At 42.8% G+C, this 17,932-nt stretch carries 15 protein-coding genes and 1 pseudogene; 9 read left to right on the top strand and 7 right to left on the bottom strand.

From position 1 onward, the window contains the following. The first annotated feature begins 159 nt into the window (after positions 1-159). Positions 160-924 carry an ABC transporter ATP-binding protein gene (locus IM485_RS14450; protein WP_104397795.1) on the top strand — a complete coding sequence of 255 codons (765 nt, stop codon included), beginning with the start codon at positions 160-162 and terminating at the stop codon, positions 922-924. A gap of 59 nt (positions 925-983) precedes the next feature. On the opposite strand, the gene IM485_RS14445 is transcribed toward IM485_RS14450, so the two are convergent. The 3 genes from IM485_RS14445 to IM485_RS14435 all read right to left on the bottom strand — a co-directional run bounded on the left by IM485_RS14445 (position 984) and on the right by IM485_RS14435 (position 4,368). Then, positions 984-1,262, bottom strand: coding sequence for a DUF4164 domain-containing protein (locus tag IM485_RS14445; RefSeq protein WP_104397794.1), 279 nt, complete (start codon positions 1,260-1,262; stop codon positions 984-986). 387 nt (positions 1,263-1,649) lie between these two features. Beyond that, the gene (ndhD1, locus tag IM485_RS14440) at positions 1,650-3,233 is read right to left on the bottom strand and encodes a photosynthetic/respiratory NAD(P)H-quinone oxidoreductase subunit D1 (protein WP_287232307.1); all 1,584 of its coding nucleotides are present in this window, start codon (positions 3,231-3,233) and stop codon (positions 1,650-1,652) included. A 397-nt stretch (positions 3,234-3,630) separates the two neighbouring features. Beyond that, positions 3,631-4,368 (bottom strand): phycocyanobilin:ferredoxin oxidoreductase, encoded by a 738-nt coding sequence (locus tag IM485_RS14435; RefSeq protein ID WP_287743949.1) that lies wholly within the window; start codon positions 4,366-4,368, stop codon positions 3,631-3,633. A gap of 170 nt (positions 4,369-4,538) precedes the next feature. Here IM485_RS14435 and IM485_RS14430 point away from each other — a divergent pair, with 170 nt between their 5' ends. From IM485_RS14430 to IM485_RS14420, 3 genes and pseudogenes are all read left to right on the top strand, one after another. Continuing rightward, positions 4,539-6,851, top strand: a complete 2,313-nt coding sequence (locus tag IM485_RS14430) for a transglutaminase TgpA family protein (RefSeq protein WP_287743947.1) — start codon at positions 4,539-4,541, stop codon at positions 6,849-6,851. Positions 6,852-7,084: 233 nt separating this feature from the next. Continuing rightward, positions 7,085-7,723, top strand: a complete 639-nt coding sequence (locus tag IM485_RS14425; RefSeq protein WP_104397791.1) for a hypothetical protein — start codon at positions 7,085-7,087, stop codon at positions 7,721-7,723. 72 nt (positions 7,724-7,795) lie between these two features. After that, positions 7,796-10,247, top strand: a pseudogene (locus tag IM485_RS14420) (formylglycine-generating enzyme family protein). Positions 10,248-10,328: 81 nt separating this feature from the next. On the opposite strand, the gene IM485_RS14410 reads toward IM485_RS14420, so the two are convergent. Continuing rightward, complete coding sequence (locus IM485_RS14410) at positions 10,329-10,538, bottom strand: hypothetical protein (RefSeq protein WP_287743940.1); 210 nt, start codon at positions 10,536-10,538, stop codon at positions 10,329-10,331. 250 nt (positions 10,539-10,788) lie between these two features. Between IM485_RS14410 and IM485_RS14405 the strand changes: the two genes are divergently transcribed. Beyond that, entirely contained in the window at positions 10,789-11,253 is a 465-nt protein-coding gene (locus tag IM485_RS14405; RefSeq protein WP_002736419.1) for an SRPBCC family protein, read from the top strand. A gap of 73 nt (positions 11,254-11,326) precedes the next feature. Here the strand turns inward: IM485_RS14405 and IM485_RS14400 are convergent, their stop codons facing one another. After that, positions 11,327-11,530, bottom strand: a complete 204-nt coding sequence (locus tag IM485_RS14400; RefSeq protein WP_002791803.1) for a ssl0294 family protein — start codon at positions 11,528-11,530, stop codon at positions 11,327-11,329. 70 nt (positions 11,531-11,600) lie between these two features. Between IM485_RS14400 and IM485_RS14395 the strand changes: the two genes are divergently transcribed. The 4 genes from IM485_RS14395 to IM485_RS14380 all read left to right on the top strand — a co-directional run bounded on the left by IM485_RS14395 (position 11,601) and on the right by IM485_RS14380 (position 14,288). After that, the gene (locus tag IM485_RS14395; RefSeq protein ID WP_287743937.1) at positions 11,601-12,116 is read left to right on the top strand and encodes a DUF1499 domain-containing protein; all 516 of its coding nucleotides are present in this window, start codon (positions 11,601-11,603) and stop codon (positions 12,114-12,116) included. 264 nt (positions 12,117-12,380) lie between these two features. Beyond that, a complete protein-coding gene (locus IM485_RS14390) occupies positions 12,381-12,878 on the top strand; it encodes a DUF427 domain-containing protein (RefSeq protein WP_002779848.1) in 498 nt (165 codons plus the stop codon). Between the two features lie 188 nt (positions 12,879-13,066). Next, the gene (locus IM485_RS14385) at positions 13,067-13,948 is read left to right on the top strand and encodes a 4-hydroxybenzoate solanesyltransferase (RefSeq protein WP_287743934.1); all 882 of its coding nucleotides are present in this window, start codon (positions 13,067-13,069) and stop codon (positions 13,946-13,948) included. Positions 13,949-14,048: 100 nt separating this feature from the next. After that, on the top strand, positions 14,049-14,288 hold the full coding sequence (locus IM485_RS14380; RefSeq protein WP_016514583.1) for a DUF6737 family protein: 240 nt from the start codon (positions 14,049-14,051) through the stop codon (positions 14,286-14,288). On the opposite strand, the gene IM485_RS14375 is transcribed toward IM485_RS14380, so the two are convergent. Both IM485_RS14375 and tilS read right to left on the bottom strand, forming a co-directional pair. Then, a complete protein-coding gene (locus IM485_RS14375; protein WP_287743931.1) occupies positions 14,253-16,553 on the bottom strand; it encodes an ATP-dependent helicase in 2,301 nt (766 codons plus the stop codon). The two genes, IM485_RS14380 and IM485_RS14375, sit on opposite strands and share 36 nt — an antisense overlap. Positions 16,554-16,768: 215 nt before the next feature. Next, positions 16,769-17,743, bottom strand: coding sequence for a tRNA lysidine(34) synthetase TilS (gene tilS / locus IM485_RS14370; protein WP_287743929.1), 975 nt, complete (start codon positions 17,741-17,743; stop codon positions 16,769-16,771). Positions 17,744-17,932 lie beyond the last annotated feature (189 nt).

The following is a 17,932-nucleotide window of genomic DNA, read 5'->3' as shown; positions in this document are numbered from 1 at the left end:
GGACTCTCAAAAACCTTGCATTACCCTTCTTGTAGTACATAAATTGGTACTACGGCAACAAAGCCTGAAACGACCGGCTCCCGACTCCTGACTCCTGACTCCTGACTCCTGACTCCTAACCGCACCAACAAACTTTTTGCCGCAAACCCTATTTATTTCATGAGTTTTGATACTTCCTCTCTCAGCGAACGCAACGATAAAGCCGAAGTCTATCAGCCGGTAATTATTCGCCTCGAAAATGTGTCTAAAATCTACGGCAGTGGCGAAACCATGGTTAAAGCCCTTAATAACGTCAATTTAAGCCTAAAAAAAGGGGAATATTGCGCTATTATGGGTGCTTCAGGTTCGGGAAAATCCACAGCCATGAATATTATCGGCTGTCTTGATCGTCCCACCTCGGGGTCCTATTATCTGGAAAATCTCGACGTTTCCACGCTGCCGGATGGGGATTTAGCTCAGATTCGCAATCGCAAAATCGGCTTTGTTTTCCAGCAATTCCATCTTTTACCCCAGATGAGTGCGCTAGAAAATGTGATGTTACCGATGATTTATGGTGGGGTTCCTCCCCAAGAAAGAAAGGAAAGAGCGATCGCTGCTTTAACGAGGGTAAAATTGGACAATCGACTGCACAATAAACCCAATCAATTATCGGGGGGACAACAGCAGCGCGTCGCTATTGCTAGGGCAATTGTCAATCAACCCATATTATTACTTGCTGATGAACCGACGGGGGCGCTAGACTCGAAAACTACCCAAGAGGTGATGGCTATTTTCTCGGAATTGAATAACAGTGGCATTACTATCGTCATGGTAACTCACGAGGCTGATGTGGCGCGTCACTCTCAGCGCATTATTTGGTTTAAGGATGGTGAAGTGGTTTATCCTAATCTCGCACCGACGGATTTACATGAGGTGATTGGGTAGGGTGGGGATTTTTCAGTTATTAGTGAAAAGAAAACGACAACTTCCTAATTAGATATCTGTTAGGGATTGGGAAGAAAACCAAAAAGTTTGGCTGCCCCTCCTAAAATGGCAACAACCAAAGCGATTAGAATCCCTCGATTGGTAAATTCCTGATTAGCGACTCTTGCAGTTAATCCTTTAATTTCTGTGGTTAGTCGCTCATCTAGGGCTTTAATCTCCCCTTTTAACTCCGATTGTCCTATCTCTAGCTTGTTAACATCCCTTTGTAGAGAGTCTATTTTCCCCTCAATCCTTGTTAGAACAGCTTCTGGGGAATAAGTCACGGTTTCGTTAGACATGAGCTAAACTCCTATATTTTGCTATGTTACAATCGCCTAATATTCTTTGGGCGCGATTGCTCCAGTGGGGACTAATTCTAATAATTCTCCAGGCTGTACTCGGTAGCGATCGCATTAAAATAATCACACAATCAATTAAAAGTATAATAATACTAAATCCCTTGAGTAACGCACAGAAAACGGGTTTCTCCGAGAAACCCGTTTTCTACTCATGCACTCATGCAAAAGGGGCAATAAATAATCATTCTTTAATAACCAGATTTAATATTAGTAAAAATTATCAATTGAATGTTAAGAAGTGCGGAAAGTGGGATTTAATACTGCTCACTTAAAACTCAAATCTGATAACTGATAACTGGTAACTGGTAACTGATAACTGATAACTCCTTAGATTTCGGGGGCTTTTAGGGAATAAAGGGAGAAACTAGGGGTTTTTGCCTTTGCCTGTTGCACTAAACTGGGGACGGAATTACGCGCTAGGGCGGTTAATTTATTGGTGGTAGCATCGTAAATTGTCGTGGCTACTTTGGGATAGAGTCCAATGCCGATAATTGGCACTAATAGAGAAGCGATAATAAAGACTTCCCGGGGTTCCGCATCCACTAGGACATGGTGTTCTTCTAATTCCTTATTTTCCGGCCCATAGAGAATTTCTCGCAACATGGACAAGAGATAAATCGGGGTGAGAATGACACCGATAGCCGCTAAAAAGACGATGATGACGCGGAAAGTGGGACTATAGGCATCACTGGTGGCAAAACCGATAAATACCATTAATTCCGCCACAAAACCGCTCATCCCGGGCAAAGCGAGGGAAGCGAGGGAACAGGTGGTCCACATGGCAAAAACTTTCTTCATTTTCTTGCCGACACCGCCCATCTCGTCTAACATCAGGGTATGGGTGCGATCGTAGGTACAACCGACCATAAAGAATAAACTCGCCCCAATCAGTCCGTGGGAAATCATCTGTAACATCGCCCCGCTGGTACCAATATCGGTAAAGGAAGCCATGCCAATCAGGACAAATCCCATGTGAGAGATGGAAGAATAGGCAATTTTGCGCTTAAGATTGCGTTGGGCAAAGGAAGTTAAGGCGGCGTAGATAATATTAACTACCCCTAAAATCACCAAAACGGGGGCGAAAACGGCGTGAGCATCGGGTAACATCCCCATATTCATCCGTAAGAGCGCATAACCACCCATTTTAAGCAAAATTCCCGCTAGTAACATATGGGCGGGGGCAGTGGCTTCGCCGTGGGCATCCGGCAGCCAAGTATGGAGGGGGAAAATCGGCAGTTTTACCCCGTAGGCAATCAGAAAACCAGCGTAGAGGAATAATTGCAGTTTCAGGGGAAAATCCTTGCCGGCAATAGTCACCATGTCAAAGGAGACGGTATCGCCATAAAAAGCCATCGTCAGCGCCGCTACAAGGATGAATAGAGAGCCTCCGGCGGTGTAAAGGATAAATTTGGTGGCTGCGTAGAGACGGCGTTTACCGCCCCAAATGGAGAGGATGAGATAGACGGGGACTAATTCTAATTCCCAGACGAGGAAGAACAGTAACAGATCCTGCACGGCAAACACTGCAATCTGTCCCCCGTACATCAACAGCATCAGGAAGTAGAATAGTTTCGGTTTAAAAGTCACCGGCCAAGCCGCTAAGATAGCCAGAGTGGTGATAAATCCCGTTAAGATAATCAGAGGCATGGAGAGGCCATCCGCTCCTAAAGACCATCTTAGGTCAATTTCTGGCAACCATTGGTAACTTTCCACTAATTGCAGATTGGGATTAGCGAAATCGTAACTGCTATAGAAAGCGTAGATAATTAGGGCAAAGTCGATTAATCCCACCGTCAGAGCAAACCATCTCACGGTTTTACCGTCTTTATCGGGAATTATGGGAACCAATAAAGCGGCGACGATGGGAAAAAGGATGATGACAGTTAACCAAGGAAAGTTCGTTAGATTCATCGGCTGTTTTAATATTTATTTAATCGTCAGAATCGAGAAATTAAGCTAGGGCTTTTTGGCGGTTTTACCTAGCAAAACCGCCTTTTTTCGCTTGTTCTCGCGGTTACATTTGACTGTACCTAACCCAATCTAGCAATTATTTTCCCGTCCTTGTCTGTTAATATTGTTAAGTTTCAAGAGACTGCTGGCCTAATTAGGGTTTGCTAAAAAAGTTTTTCGGTGGGGGCAGGGTGTGGGGTGTGGGGTGTAGGGTTTTATACCATTAACCCATCCGACAAATATAGCGTTTCCTAAGCTAGTGAGGTACACATATTTTTCTTCCCTTTTGACTTTTGCCTAAAACCCATAACTTTTGTACCTCAGCAGACTGAAAAACGCTATAATTGTGCCTCCCTACTTAATCGGGCAAATCAAAGAGAACTCCGGTCATATAACGCTCTGCCCATTCCCAACCAAAGGCTTTTTCTAGTACACGCCGAGTTTTATCGTTTTTTTGCTGTTGACTACAATAATCCCGTTGTCCCTGTAAATAAATGCGCGCTTCTTCTCCGGAAAGGGGCTGACTTTCCATAGCACATTTGCAGTGAATTGTCAAGAAATCTGTTACTCTTTGTAAAAATTGTCGTTCCTCGGCGGCGGTTTCGGGACGAATAAACAGACAATATTGGGAGAAAATATGACCCCAAGGGGGCAAATCACGAGCTTGGGCGAAATCGGCCGCAGGTAAAGCCGCTAAAGCCTCATTATAGGCACTAGAGAGAGTTTTATCGCTACTGGTGGGAGAAAGATCCACAATAGCGGCACTGATTCCCGCTTTGCCGGAGACTATATCACATCCAAACATCGGCAGCGGATATTCTGGACGGGGGAACATGACACAGTGGAGAATATCCAAACCATTGCCCAGTTTAGCCAATTCTAGGTGCATTTTGCGGAACTGGGGAGTTTGATAGCAGCGATTCTCGATAATTAATTTTTCCCCTTCTAAACGTCCCTCCACATAGCCTAAACCTTCCGGCAACTCAAAGGGCGACAAATCAAGATATTTTTCCCAGTGGGACAGAATTGCTGTGGCTAATTGTCCAATCAGGGGATGAAGTAACGGTAAAATTTCAGGGTTGGTAACGGCTATCATAGGTCAGTAATCAGTAATCAGTAATCAGTTATCAGTTATCAGTTATCGTCTCCCTATCTCCCTATTTTCCTATCTCTTGACATCTAAAATCCACTTTACCCCATGGAGCGATCGAGATTAGAACTGGGAAATATAAAATTAACTTCTTTGTCCTTCTCCCAATTTACCCTATGGTTAGTAGCGCTGCTCGTCCAAGACCTTCCTTAAAAACCCTCTGGCAAAAGATAGAATCTTCTCCCTTGCCGGAAACCGAGGAATCGATTATTTTAAGAATTCTGGTGCAAGCGTTAGTAATCGTCGGTATTATCGCCACCGATGTGGCTACCGATAGTTATACCAGTATTTGGGCTGTTCCTCTCAGTATTATCGGCGGAATCTGGAGTTGGCGACGCAGGAAAAAGCGCAATATCGGGGCAAAATTTTGTATAGCGATCGGAATGTTAGTGGTGTTGGCGCTATTCTTGGGTAATATCGTTGCGATGCAGGATAGTCGCATTGCCCTAACACAATTATTAATTCAATTACAAATTCTCCATAGTTTTGACCTGCCCCGACGCAAAGATTTAGGTTATTCTATGGTAATCGGTTTAATTCTCTTGGGAGTCGCCGGGACAATCTCCCAAACCCTCGCTTTTGCGCCTTGGTTAATCCTCTTTCTGTTTTTATCCCTACCTACCCTAGTTTTAGACTATCGTTCTCGTTTAGGTTTAGATAATCTCAATCAGAGTCTCCCTTTCTTCTCAAAGAAACCCCCGCGTCTAGCCACAAAAAAATTAGTTTCCCCGCAAAATTCCCCCCTTTCTCCCAAACGTTTCGGGATTTTCTTTCTGACAATTCTCCTCTTGGGATTGACAATTTTTGCTCTGATGCCGCGTTTTCCGGGTTATCAAATTCAATCTTTTCCCGTCAATAGTCCAGGAGGTATGGAAAATCAGGATTTTGAACAGGGAGACAGACAAATCGTTAACCCCGGCTATGTGCGCGAGGGTGAAACGGGGAAGGGTGGCGTAAATGGCGGTAATAGTCCCACTACAGGGTCAGGACAGTTAGATTCTACCTTTTATTACGGTTTTAACAGCCAAATTAACCAAAATTTGCGGGGAAGTATGACTCCCCAGACAGTCATGCGGGTACGTTCCCAAGCCCCCGGATTCTGGCGGGCCATGGCCTTTGATCGCTATACTGGTCAAGGGTGGCAAATCTCGCGAGATCAAGAATTAGAGGATTTAAATCGCAGTAGTTGGTCCTATCGCTTTTTTGTGCCGCTACCCGCAACCCAGGCCAAAACCCATCAGGTAGTCCAAACCTACAGCATTGTCTCCAGTTTACCGAATATTATCCCTGCCCTTACTTCGCCCCAGTTTCTCTTTTTTCCTACCCGACAGGTATCTCTAGACCGAGAAAATAGCTTAAGGTCGCCGGGGGGATTAGCAGAAGGGCTAACTTATACTGTAATCTCACAAGTGCCGGAACGCAATCGCAGCCAACTGCGATCGGCCCCAGAAACCTACCCTAAGTCTATTCTCAAGTATTATTTACAAATTCCTGCCGAAATTGCCCCGAAAGTCCGCCGAAAAACCGAGGAATTGCTGGCCAAATCTCCCACACCTTTAACCTCTCCCTACGAGAAGGCCCTATATTTGGCCCAAGCATTAAAGCAAAACTACGAATTAAAAACCGATTTGCCCTTTTTAGCCGAAAATGAGGATTTAGTCTCGGCCTTTTTATTTCGTTTTCAGGGGGGTTACGCCGATCATTTTTCCAGTGTGTTAACGATTATGTTACGCTCGATCGGTATTCCTGCCCGATTAGCCACCGGTTTTGCCCCTGGCCAGTTTAATCCTTTCACTGGCTTTTATGTTGTCCAAAATACGGACGCTTACGCCATCACAGAGGTGTTTTTCCCGGGTTACGGTTGGTACACTTTCGATCCTATCCCAGGCCACGAATTAATTCCCCCATCCTTTGAGGAAGTGGAACCTTTTAGCGTCCTCAAGCAATTTTGGCAATGGGTGGCCGGATGGTTGCCCTCTCCAGTCACGGGTTTTCTCGGTCTGATTTGGGAAAATGTTATCGTTACTATCGGTCAGTTATTGGCCTGGTTATGGCGCTTTATTTCCGGCAGTCTTTTCGGGGGAATTCTCGGCGGTTTAGTGGGGGTCGTCTTCGCCTACGCTAGTTGGTTAGGATGGCGACAGTTCCATCGTTGGCGTAGGAGTCGCAAGTTAGCAAAACTACCACCAATCGAGCGTTTATACCAGCAAATGTTAGGAATCTTAACAGAAGCCGGTTATGGCAAACATCCCGCTCAAACCCCTTTAGAATACGCCGCCGCCGCCCGCAGCGTCCAACCGCCGCCAGTGGCGAATATTATCGAGGAGATTGCTCGCGCCTACGTTGATTGGCGTTATGGCGGGAAATCGGCTAATATTGAGAGTTTACGCCAACGTTTTCGAGAATTTGTCAAGTTGGTGAAAAAGTGAGCTTGAGCCTATAGTTAGGGTTTGCCGAAAAAGTTTTTCAGCAAATCCTAAATAATTAGTCTTTAATAACTGGATTTAGTATTACTTGGCGATCCTTTGATAAATGGCGATCGCATTGCACTAATCCGATGGCTTCGACTAAAATAAATATGCTAGGATTGGGGTAATTTATCTGGATCAAGTTATTCCCTAGCTTAAATAAATACTCATTCCTCCACTGACAAGATATCATCATGGATCTACCAGCCTTTGATCATAACCTTCATCAGTCCGATACTACCCACACTTTACATACTCATGCGGATTCGTCGCTGGATTTGCACAACCAGCAAGATTTGTTAAACGACCCTAATTTGGGAGTTCACCACGATCCCTTTGTCCCATCTAATATCAGCATTTATGAGCCTCATCATATCCATAATGCTTTTGAGCATCAGGGTTTAGCAGATTATCAACCCCATCACGCTAATGGTTTATTAGACCATCAATATTCTCAAGTTGATCATCCTTCTCATTTTGCTCAAGGTTTTGAGAACCAGCACTTAGCAGATTATCACCCTCATCATGCTAACAGTTTCCCAGACCATCAATATTCCCACGCAGATCATACTTCCCATTGGGATCATCTTTCACAGCGATCTGGTTCTGAGACGGCTTCTGAGTTATTAAGTAAAGCCAATGAACTAGAGAAAAAAGCTAACGATAGTTTAAGTAGTTCTCAGAGTCACAGTAAAGAAGCCGATTGGCATCGTGAGCATAAAAACCAGTCAGATGCCTCTAGTCATGGGAAAGAAGCCCAAAATGCGATGGCTGAATCTGAGAAATATCAGGCGGAAGCTCAAAAGTTAAGGGAACAGGCGAAAAAAGTTTAAGTTTCAGCCTTGAAAAATCTCGTATTTGCTCAAAAGTAATTATCATTAACTTATTGTGGAGAATTTTAAAATATGCCCTTAGATAAGATAGCTGCTGATGCCTTAATTTATGCCGGTGGTGCAGCTTTTAGTGCGCTGGTATCGAGTGGAAATAATGCTTGGTCAGCATCAGAAAATCGTAAATCTTCTGAAAGTATCAGTCGGCTAAATCGGGATTCTTCCGAAGAAATTGCTCGATTAAGTAGAAAGCATTCCGCAGAATTGCAATATAATCAATTAAAATTTTCCGTATTGCAACAAAGAGAAAATCAAGAATTTCAAAGAGAATTAGCTGAACTTAACCACGAAAGAGCGAAGGAAATTGAGGCTTTTCGGGCGCAGGTTAACTTTGCGATTAATCAAAAAAATCTGGATTTTCAAAAATGGCGTTTTGAGCAGGAAAAGAAGATTCAGTATGATATTTTGCAGTTACAGCAAGATTTTCAGCGTGATTTGACCCAAATTCAGCATCAAAATGCTTTAATACAAATGCGGGAAAGGCTTAGGGAAGATAAATCGCCTATCGCCAATTTAGCATCTGATTTATTAGAAAATTCTTTCGCTCATGGCATAATGCCTTTAAAAGTGCTACTTGCACCCCCTAGCTTAGATTACGATCCCAGTTCAGGCAAACCCTATCAAGCTAGTTATGAAGGGTTTTTGTCTAAGGAAATTGAGCAATTTCTTCATCAGGGTTATTTGAATAGTAAGCAATATCCTGTCCAGTTATTAGATAAAGCTTGGGAATCCAATAAGCGGGGCGGTGGGTCGGCTTTGCAAGCGCTTCATGCTCAATTAAAAAGTATTCCTATTTTAGTTTTAGAGTCTGAAATTCCCTTGGGGGAACTCAATTTTCGTGCGGGTTATTGGTCGGGGGGCGATGTTTCTTACACGCAGGCGACGATTTTATCGGGTCAGTCTGTTGCTGATTTACTGAATAATTCAGCGAAAAAAAGGGCTTTGGAGTGGGAAATCACTCGCCAGAAGTTACAAGCTCTGGGTAAGGATGAAGCTTATATTAAAAATATGGGCGGGGTGAACGAGGAGAATTTACAAATTTTCTACAAGGAGTTAGCTGAAAAAGAAGAGTTAGAAAAGCATGGCATTGATACTTCTAACTTGCCGATTGGCAAAGAGTATAAAATTACAGACCAAGACTACAAGAGTTTTTATGAGTATTTGGCAGTATGGCACTGTTTAGTCATTGGACTTTATGCGGATATTCTCTTTCTGGGAAATTCTTGGGAAAATACGCCTTTGTTACCGAGCTTGATTCCCTATTTGTTGGAAAAGTACAAGAATCATTCTTTTTTAACGTCGGAGTTTTGGCAGATGGGAATTTCAACCGTTGTCAAAGCTTACGGGCAGTTTTACGATACTTTAAAATCGGATGCTCCCTCTTGTTTGCCTGAAATTCGCATGAAGTTGGCGTTATCTTTGGCTAATTTACCGAGCGAGTATCAGTATTTGGCTTTAGAGCAAGGTAATAAGGCTTTTTCTGATTGGTTACGAGCTAATGATGCGCCTTCGGACAAGGTTTTTGATCTCGACAATGACGCTGATTGTCAGCTTTTGAAACGGATTATTTATCAAGAAGATAAGCCGTTTTTGGAGTCTTTAAAGTTGCTACTAGAGAAGGTTAAAGATGCGGACGGGATTGATGGAAGTCAAAGCGCGGGGATTAATAGTCTTTTGGCAGGTTGGCAATTATTAAATCGTTTTGGGAATATTCCCCACTTACCGGCGCTGGCGGCGGCAGGAGAGCCGATGATTGTGGAGGAGAAGTTAAAGACCAGTAAGCAGAATCCTGCGTATAATTTTACGGAAAATTTAAGCAACACAATGAAATTAGCAATCAGTGCGATAATTAGAAATGATTGCGATCCCCCCAGGTGATTTTATTTTGTTGGGCGATAAACCCACTGTTGTTAAACTAAAGGGGTTTTGGATGAGTAAGTACCCGATTACTCAGGCTCAATATGAAGCCATTATGTTTTACAACCCTTCTTATTTTAGAGGAGATAGTAATCATCCAGTAGAACAAGTTACATGGGATAATGCTCAGGAATTTTGCGGTAAATTGTCAGAGAAAACAGGAAAGAGCTATCAACTGCCTAGTGAAGTGCAATGGGTTTATGCTCTTAACGGAGAAAGCACTACTAATGATATGTATAATATTGTTTATGAATGGTGTCAAGATAATTATTCGGATGGAAATAGATATCTTTTTCAGCCTAAACTTAAAAATATTAGTCCGTTCAGTTCACCTAATCCTGATCCTGATCCTGCCTATCCCACTGATGGTTCAGCATTTATTGAGCCAAGCAATGTTTTTATTTTAAGGCGTTTTAATTGTTCAATTAATCATTCACATAGGGGGAAATGTAGTCGGGATTTTTTAAGTTTTATCGGCAAAAATAATAGATTGTACAGAGATGATTATATGGCAAGGCAAGTAGGTTTTCGTGTTGTTTGTGTTCCATAGATTTTATAGTGGCTTCCATGCTTGTGAGTTAATCCGCAAGCGCCGAATCGAAGCTCGACGGGCCGAGATTGCTACTAACGCTCAGGAAGTGTTTAGGGTTTGCTGAAAAAGTACGGGCGAAGCATTCGGATAGAAAATCTCCGGTTTCACCGATAGGTTACTGCCCGAATGCTTCGCCCCTACAGGACGCGGGCCGATGAAGACGCGATGACTAAACGCTTTGTTCTCGATACCAATGTTATTATCAGTTAATATCGAGAGATTACGCCAACGTTTTCGAGAATTTGTCAAGCTAGTGAAAAAGTGAGATTGAGAGCAGTTATCTTAATGGTGAGGTAGGAAGTTTTCGTTTTGGGGAGTCGATCGCCGGTCGTCCATAGCAAATTAGGTTACACTTCATCTTGATGAGAAAGGCTATAAACAACACTATGTTAAGAAATGTAACCAAGGCCGAAACCCTTACTGTTGCCTTGTCTGCACAGTTAACTTTATTTTTGTCCGACTACCGATAATTCTCAGCCAGTAATTTATAAGCAGATCAATGTCATCTTGTCAAGTATTTGAACAATCAATTCAGATTAAAGCTAGTGCCACGACGGTGGAGCGTTGTATCACGGATTTAGAGTTAATGCGTCGTTGGTTGAATCCGGTGTTAGTTTGTGAACCTATCGGGGATTGGAAGACCGATATCGGTGGGAGAAGTCGTTTTTTGATTCAAATTCCCCTAATTCAGCCAACGCTGAAAAGTACGGTGATTGAGAGGGAACCGGGATTAATTGTCTGGCAATTTGAAGGCTTTTTTCGCGGTTGCGATCGCTGGGAATGTCAACCCAATGATGACGGCACTTGTTTAATCAATCGTTTTGAGTTTGCGATTCCTAATCCGGTTGTGGGGTGGGGATTCCAGCAATTCGCCGCCAAATGGACTAAAAAGGATATGGAAGCGCAATTAAGACGCTTAAAACGAGTAGCTGAGGAAATTTATCTACTTTCAGCAACAAGTTAAGCTGATGGGGTGGTAAGCGGGGGGTTTTGGGGATGGGAGAATACCCTCACCCCCAACAGCTAACCCCCGATCCCTAATCGATCGAGATCGACTGGGGACTGTTGCCGTTATCCTGATTATTGTCCTTAAAACTGACTAATCCCTGCTCTTCTAACCATTTTTTGAGGGGATCGTCCGAAAGTTTCAAGCGCAGTAATCCAGAGGCAAAACCACCGAAAAAAGCGATCGGTTGTTGAATCAGTTCTTTAACAACGGGTTGTAATTCATCGAGAAACATCTTATTCTATCTCCTGATATTGTCACACCTATCAATGTTAAGTTAATTGAAGTGATTCTGTAAGACTAGCATGACTGAAACTTCCGACACGGTGAAAAAATCTTTCCGGCTAACCCCGTTTATTTTCCTAGGAATACTGCTCATCTGGCTAGGAATTAGGTTAATTGCTCCCGATAGCGTTAGTTTATTCGCCGGTAATCGTCCCGATTATTTGGGAGTCAGGGAAGGTAAACTGGCCCCTTGTCCAGTCACTCCTAATTGTGTTAGTAGTCAGAGTCAGGATCAGGCTCATGCGATCGAACCCCTTAGTTATCAGGGTAGCGGTGAAAAAGCGATCGAGCAATTAGCTAAAATTATCGCCTCCCAACCGAGAACTAAAATTATTAACCAAGATAGTAACTATCTCTACGCCGAATTTAGCAGTCAATGGATGGGATTTGTCGATGATGTGGAATTTTCTCTTAATCCTAGCAAAAATGCGATCGATGTTCGCTCGGCCTCCCGGTTAGGAGAATCGGATTTAAATGTCAATCGAGAACGAGTGGAAACCCTGAGAAAACTCTTTTCAGTGATCAGTAAACAGTAAACAGTGAAAAGTAATCGGGTGCATCTCAATTTTGTAGAAATATCTATACTACATTTGGGCGCACGCGATGCGCCCCTACCATTGGTGCGATAATATTATTATTGTAGGGGCGAATTGTATTCGCCCTCTTTAAATGACTTCTGCTGCTCACCTATATGTCAGAGAAAGTCACCAATAGGAGATGCACCCAATCAGTAATCAGTAATCAGTAAACGGTGAAATGACTCAGAGAATACTGACTCGGAGAATAATATAAGAAAAATTATGTTTCGTCCCCAACCGATACCAGCAAAAGCAGGACAGGAATCCGTCTGGGATTATCCTCGTCCCCCGCGCCTAGAATTATCGCCTAAACACCTAAAAATTATCTTTAATGGGGTGATAATTGCCGATACTAAAAGCAGTTATCGAGTTCTAGAAACCAGTCATCCTCCAGTTTATTATCTACCGCCCCAAGATATTAAAATGGAATACCTGCAAGCCACAGCAGAAAAGTCTTTTTGTGAGTGGAAAGGTCTAGCGGGATATTACAATATCACCGTTGGGGATCAACAGGCAATTAACGTCGCTTGGTATTATCCGGATCCAACACCAGAGTTTCAAGCAATTAAGAATTATCTGGCCTTTTATCCTGCCAAAATGACCGCTTGTTATGCCGACGGGGAATTAGTACAACCGCAACCGGGCAACTTTTATGGGGGATGGATAACCTCCGATGTGGTTGGTCCGTTTAAAGGGGTTCCCAATAGTTGGGGCTGGTAATCACGTTAAGTAAGTAGTCGTGCAAAATTAACTTCTTGGTTAGGAAAGGCAAAAGGCAAAAGGCAAAAGGCAAAAGGCAGCTACTGGCCAAAATTAATTAATTTTCTCCCCAAAACCCCACACCCCACACCCCACACCCTACACCCCACATCCCCTTAACTCCTAGTTTCTACTTTTTACGAGAAATTATGACTATATCCCAACCCGATCTAGAACCCACTTGGATGACGATTATTCGCCTCTTGCGCTGGGATAAACCCGCCGGTAGGTTAATTTTGATGGTTCCCGCTTTATGGGCGGTATTTTTGGCGGCAGACGGGGTGCCACCGCTACCCTTGATCGGGGTGATCATTTTGGGAACTTTGGCCACTAGCGCCGCCGGCTGTGTGGTTAACGATCTTTGGGATCGGGATATCGATCCACAAGTTGATCGCACTCGTAACCGTCCTTTAGCGGCCAGAGCTTTATCGCTAAAGGTTGGTTTGATTATCGCTCTAATTGCTTTCTTTTGTGCCGCAATTTTAGCTTTATATCTCAATTTCCTGAGTTTTTGCCTATGTGTGGCCGCCGTTCCCTTGATTATCTGCTATCCTCTCGCCAAGCGTTTTTTTCCTGTACCCCAATTGGTTCTTTCTCTCGCTTGGGGTTTTGCGGTTTTAATCTGTTGGAGTGCCGTCACCGGGTCGTTAGATAGTAATACATTTATATTATGGGGAGCGGTGATTTTTTGGACATTGGCATTTGATACAATTTATGCTCTGTCCGATCGAGAGGATGATCTCAAGGTTGGTATTAACTCTAGTGCCATATTTTTCGGCAAATACGCTCCGGAAGCCGTGGGGGTCTTTTTTGCCCTAACAGTAGGTTTATTGGCTTGGGAGGGGCAAAAAATGCAGTTATCAGCTTCTTTTTGGCTAGGGTTGGGTCTAGCGGCGATCGCTTGGTTGCGTCAATACTGGTTGTTACGTCAATCGGATTTACCTAAACCAGTTTATGGTCAAATGTTCGGTCAAAATGTTTGGGTCGGTTTTATTTTATTAGCGGCTATGATTGCGGGGAGTTATTTTTAAATAAGTAAATCGAGTAATTTTTGACTCTTTCGGTCTTCCCAAGCGTTTTTTAAGCTCGATCACTATAAAATCAAGTTAGTAAATTACCGCCCCTTAACTAATGTCCAACTCGAAATCTAGTAGCGTTTGGGACCACAAACCCCGTTGGTGTCAACCTTGGTCGATTTTATTGACAGGAATTACCCTGATTGCTGGGTGTTGGTTTTTAACTCAGCGTCTCTGGTTAACCCTACTCCTATCTATTCCTATACTCCTGTGGTGGTTTGTCTTCCTAATTCTTTATCCAAGGACGCTGCAGCAACAGTTAAACACAGAAAGAATCGGGGAAAGCATTGATTAAAACAGGAAAGACAGGACAGGGATTTTTATCCTGTAATTGACTACTTTCATCTCCGCGAAAAGTGTTCCAACGGAAAGGAGCTTTTTTTTCACTCGACATCCATAAAAGTCTTTTTGCTCGTGTCATCGCTACATACAAAAGTCTGTATTCTTCAGCTTTTTTAAGTTGTCCAGCTTCTAACCAAGCGCTTAAAGGTGGGGGAATAATTGGTATGCTGTCGGGGTTTAAATAGCGTTGATGAACCGCTGCTCGAATTTGCGCCCGGGCTACTTCTGCGAGGGTAAAATCTCCCAAAAATTTCGCCCCATTGGGGACCCAAGGTTTGCCAGGAATAATATCTTCGTGAAGAAAGGGAATAAAAACATAATCCCAGTCTAAACCCTTGGCTTTGTGCATAGTAATAATTGTCAGTTGTCCGGGACGAGTATAACAATCGTCGTTATCTTCTTCCACTCCTTCAAAGCGCTCAGAGGCGATAATTTCATTAAGAGTATTAATTGTATTTTTGAGAGAACTATTACCAGCAGTTTCCTGATAAATACGGGCGGTTAATTTTTGCAAAGTGGCTAATTCTGACCCTGAATATTGGAGAGTCATAGCAAAAAAAGACAGGAGTTGATAATGGGGTAATTCTAATCTAGCTTTTAGTAAACTGCAGCAATAACGACGGGCAATTTTTTCGTTAGATTTCAGTTCAGGATCGAGGGGAGTGGGATAGAGAAACTGTTCGGGATAGGTAACTAAAGGATTTAAGTCTTGGGCAGTAATTAAACCCCTCAATTGTAGCACTTCTAAGGCCGCTTTGAGATAATCGGGAGAGTGGGGACGTTCGACAAAAGCCAATAGTTTCAGCATTTCGGCGGGAATTTGGGAAAAGCGATCGATCTCATTAGCTTCAAAAATTCTGATTTGATAACTTTTATAAAAATGGGCAAATTTTTGAGCAAAAAAGTGTCCTTGTCGATTTTCTCTAACGAGAATAGCGGCATTATGTTGAGGATTTTCTTGGAGTAATTTAACTAGACGTTTTTCAATTAATTCTACTGTTTGATAAATATCATCAGGTTGATAAATTTCTAATCCTTTTCCCTCCTTAACTGGATTAGGTTGGGGATCTTCGGCGCTGACGGGAAGAATCGCTTGAACCCGAAAAGGAGCCTCGGTAACTTTATGATTATCTTTTCCCTGTTTCCAATCTCGATCGACCCATTGTAAAACTAAATTAGCAGCTTCGATAATTTTAGTATTGCTGCGACCTGCTTGGTTCATAGTGGATAAATTGCCTTCGCTTTGACAACTTTCACAAAACCAATTAAAGTAAACAGGATCGGCGGGGGTAAAGGTGGAATTAATGGCTTGATTGGGATCGCCGACGCGAATTAAATTAGGGATTTCCCCGTCATTATTTTTTGCTAAAATAGTAATTAGTTTTTCTTGGAGAGGACTAGAATCCTGTGCCTCATCTTCAAAGACTCCAAAGACAGATTTTTGCCATTGTCGGCAAATTTTTTCTTCCTCTAATACCCGCAAGGCTCCTAAAATCATGTCATCATAATCTATATAGTTTTTCTGACGCATCAGGATTTCATACTGTTGGTACAAACCACTAGCAATAGCGAGAATTTGATAATTATCGTCGGTATAGTGGCTTAATTCCCAGACTTGCTGCGGTGATAATCCCGAACTTTTTAGCTCATGAATGGCCGTATAGGCAAGACTAGGTAAAATTTCGGTTCTCAGCACCGATTGACGGCGTAATCTTTCTGTTTCCTCCCCATCAAATTCTACTCCTTCTAATAACTTTTGATAACGAATTGGGTCAGCAATTAGCCATTTTTCCACCGAGTTTCTAATAATTCTGTGGCTAGGAGTCGGAATAACTAAGGTAGAAGATTCGAGGTCTAATCCCGATAATTCCGGGTAACGACGGGCTAATTGTAGGGCCAGTCCGTGCAGAGTTTGGACGCTAAAACCTTGGGCTGAAAGTTGTAAATCTTGCAAGCGTTGTTTAATTTTAGCTTTAATACTAGCGGCAGCCGAGCGGGTGTACGTGACAATAATTAACTGTTTTTTAGCGTGCAGTTGCTCACGAGCAATAACCATGGCGGCAGCTACGGCCAAACTGTGGGATTTTCCTGCCCCCGGCACCGCAGAAATGGCCATTTTTCCCCCTTGCCAATCGGCTAATTCCTGTTGTCCGGCGCGTAGTTGTTGCCGGAGATTTACCAGTAAATTTTCTCGATTAATTACTTTAGTTTCGCTCATTATGCCCCGCCAATTTTATTTTTAGTTTAATTGTATTACTATTTTAGTTGATCCTTAAACTAATTGCTGTAAAAGTTAGCTACAGATAACTAGAATGGGGAGATGGGTTTTTTCAGTGAACAGTAATCAGTAATCAGTGAAAAGAAAGTAGCGAAGTTTTCACCTAACACTGTCCACTTAAAACTGTAATCTGATAACTGATCACTGATAACTGATCACTGATAACTGATATATAGCCAATTTTGTTGTACTTCTACCCGAATTTTGCCGGTTAAGGAAGAAGTGGCATCGCGATTAACACCAGTAATGAGATTAACCACTGACTCAACTTCGGCAAAATTAGGTGATGAGGGTAAATATTGAGCCAAAAATAAACGAATCACCCGTCTTTGTATCGCTAGAGGTAAAATTTGTAAAGGGGAGCGATCTAGTCTTTGTTGATCTAGATCGATAACCTGACGAAAAATATCGCGGGCAATACTATCTAAATAATCGCTTTCTGCTTCCAAAATTTCGGCAGTTTGGGCGAGATGTTTTTCAATTTGGGGATTTAAATTAGTTTGCAGGTAGGGTAATAATTCCCGACGGATGCGATTGCGAGCATAGCGTAAATTTTCATTAGCTCGATCGTACCAGATCGGTAATTCTCGACTTTGACAAAAAGCGAAAGTTTCCCCGCGAGTAACATTTAAGAGGGGACGGACTAAGAAAATATCCGGGGTTAAACTTGTCAACCAAGTTAAGGCAGAAAGTCCATCACTACCGGCTCCGCGCGTGAGATTATAAAGAAAAGTTTCCGCTCGATCGCTCCTCGTGTGTGCCGTGAGAAGATAATTAAAACCCTGTTCTTGGGCGATTGTTTGTAAAGCTTGATAACGCCATTGTCGGGCCTTGGCTTCTGTTTCCGTCATGGGGGGTGCGGTGGCAATATAAACGGGTAATTGCCAAATTTCGGCGATTTTCCGCACATGAGCCACTAATCCTCGGTCGTAAGACCAACGGTGATCACAGTGAGCGATCGCCAGTTGCCAACCCCAACGAGAGCGCAAATCCAGCAATAATTGACCTAAACAAAGGGAATCCTGACCTGCTGACAATGCCACTAAAAGAGACGCATTTTTAGGTAATAATTGTCCCTTTTTGACTGTGGTTTCCAGACGAGTATGGAGAGGTGTCCAAAAATTAGCCAAAATTTTTAGATTTATTTACTTGACAAGGATGTGGGAAGTATTTTCAGTGAACTGATAACTGATAACTGATAACTGATAACTGATAACTGATAACTGATAACTGATAACTGATAACTGATAACTGATAACTGATAACTGATAACTGATAACTGATAACTGATAACTGATAACTGATAACTGATTTAACCT

Source organism: Microcystis sp. M169S2 (assembly GCF_020245865.1).
In the GTDB taxonomy this organism is placed as follows: domain Bacteria; phylum Cyanobacteriota; class Cyanobacteriia; order Cyanobacteriales; family Microcystaceae; genus Microcystis; species Microcystis ichthyoblabe_A.
The sequence above is the reverse complement of the archived record's forward strand: the minus strand, read 5'-3'. Positions and strand labels throughout refer to the sequence as shown.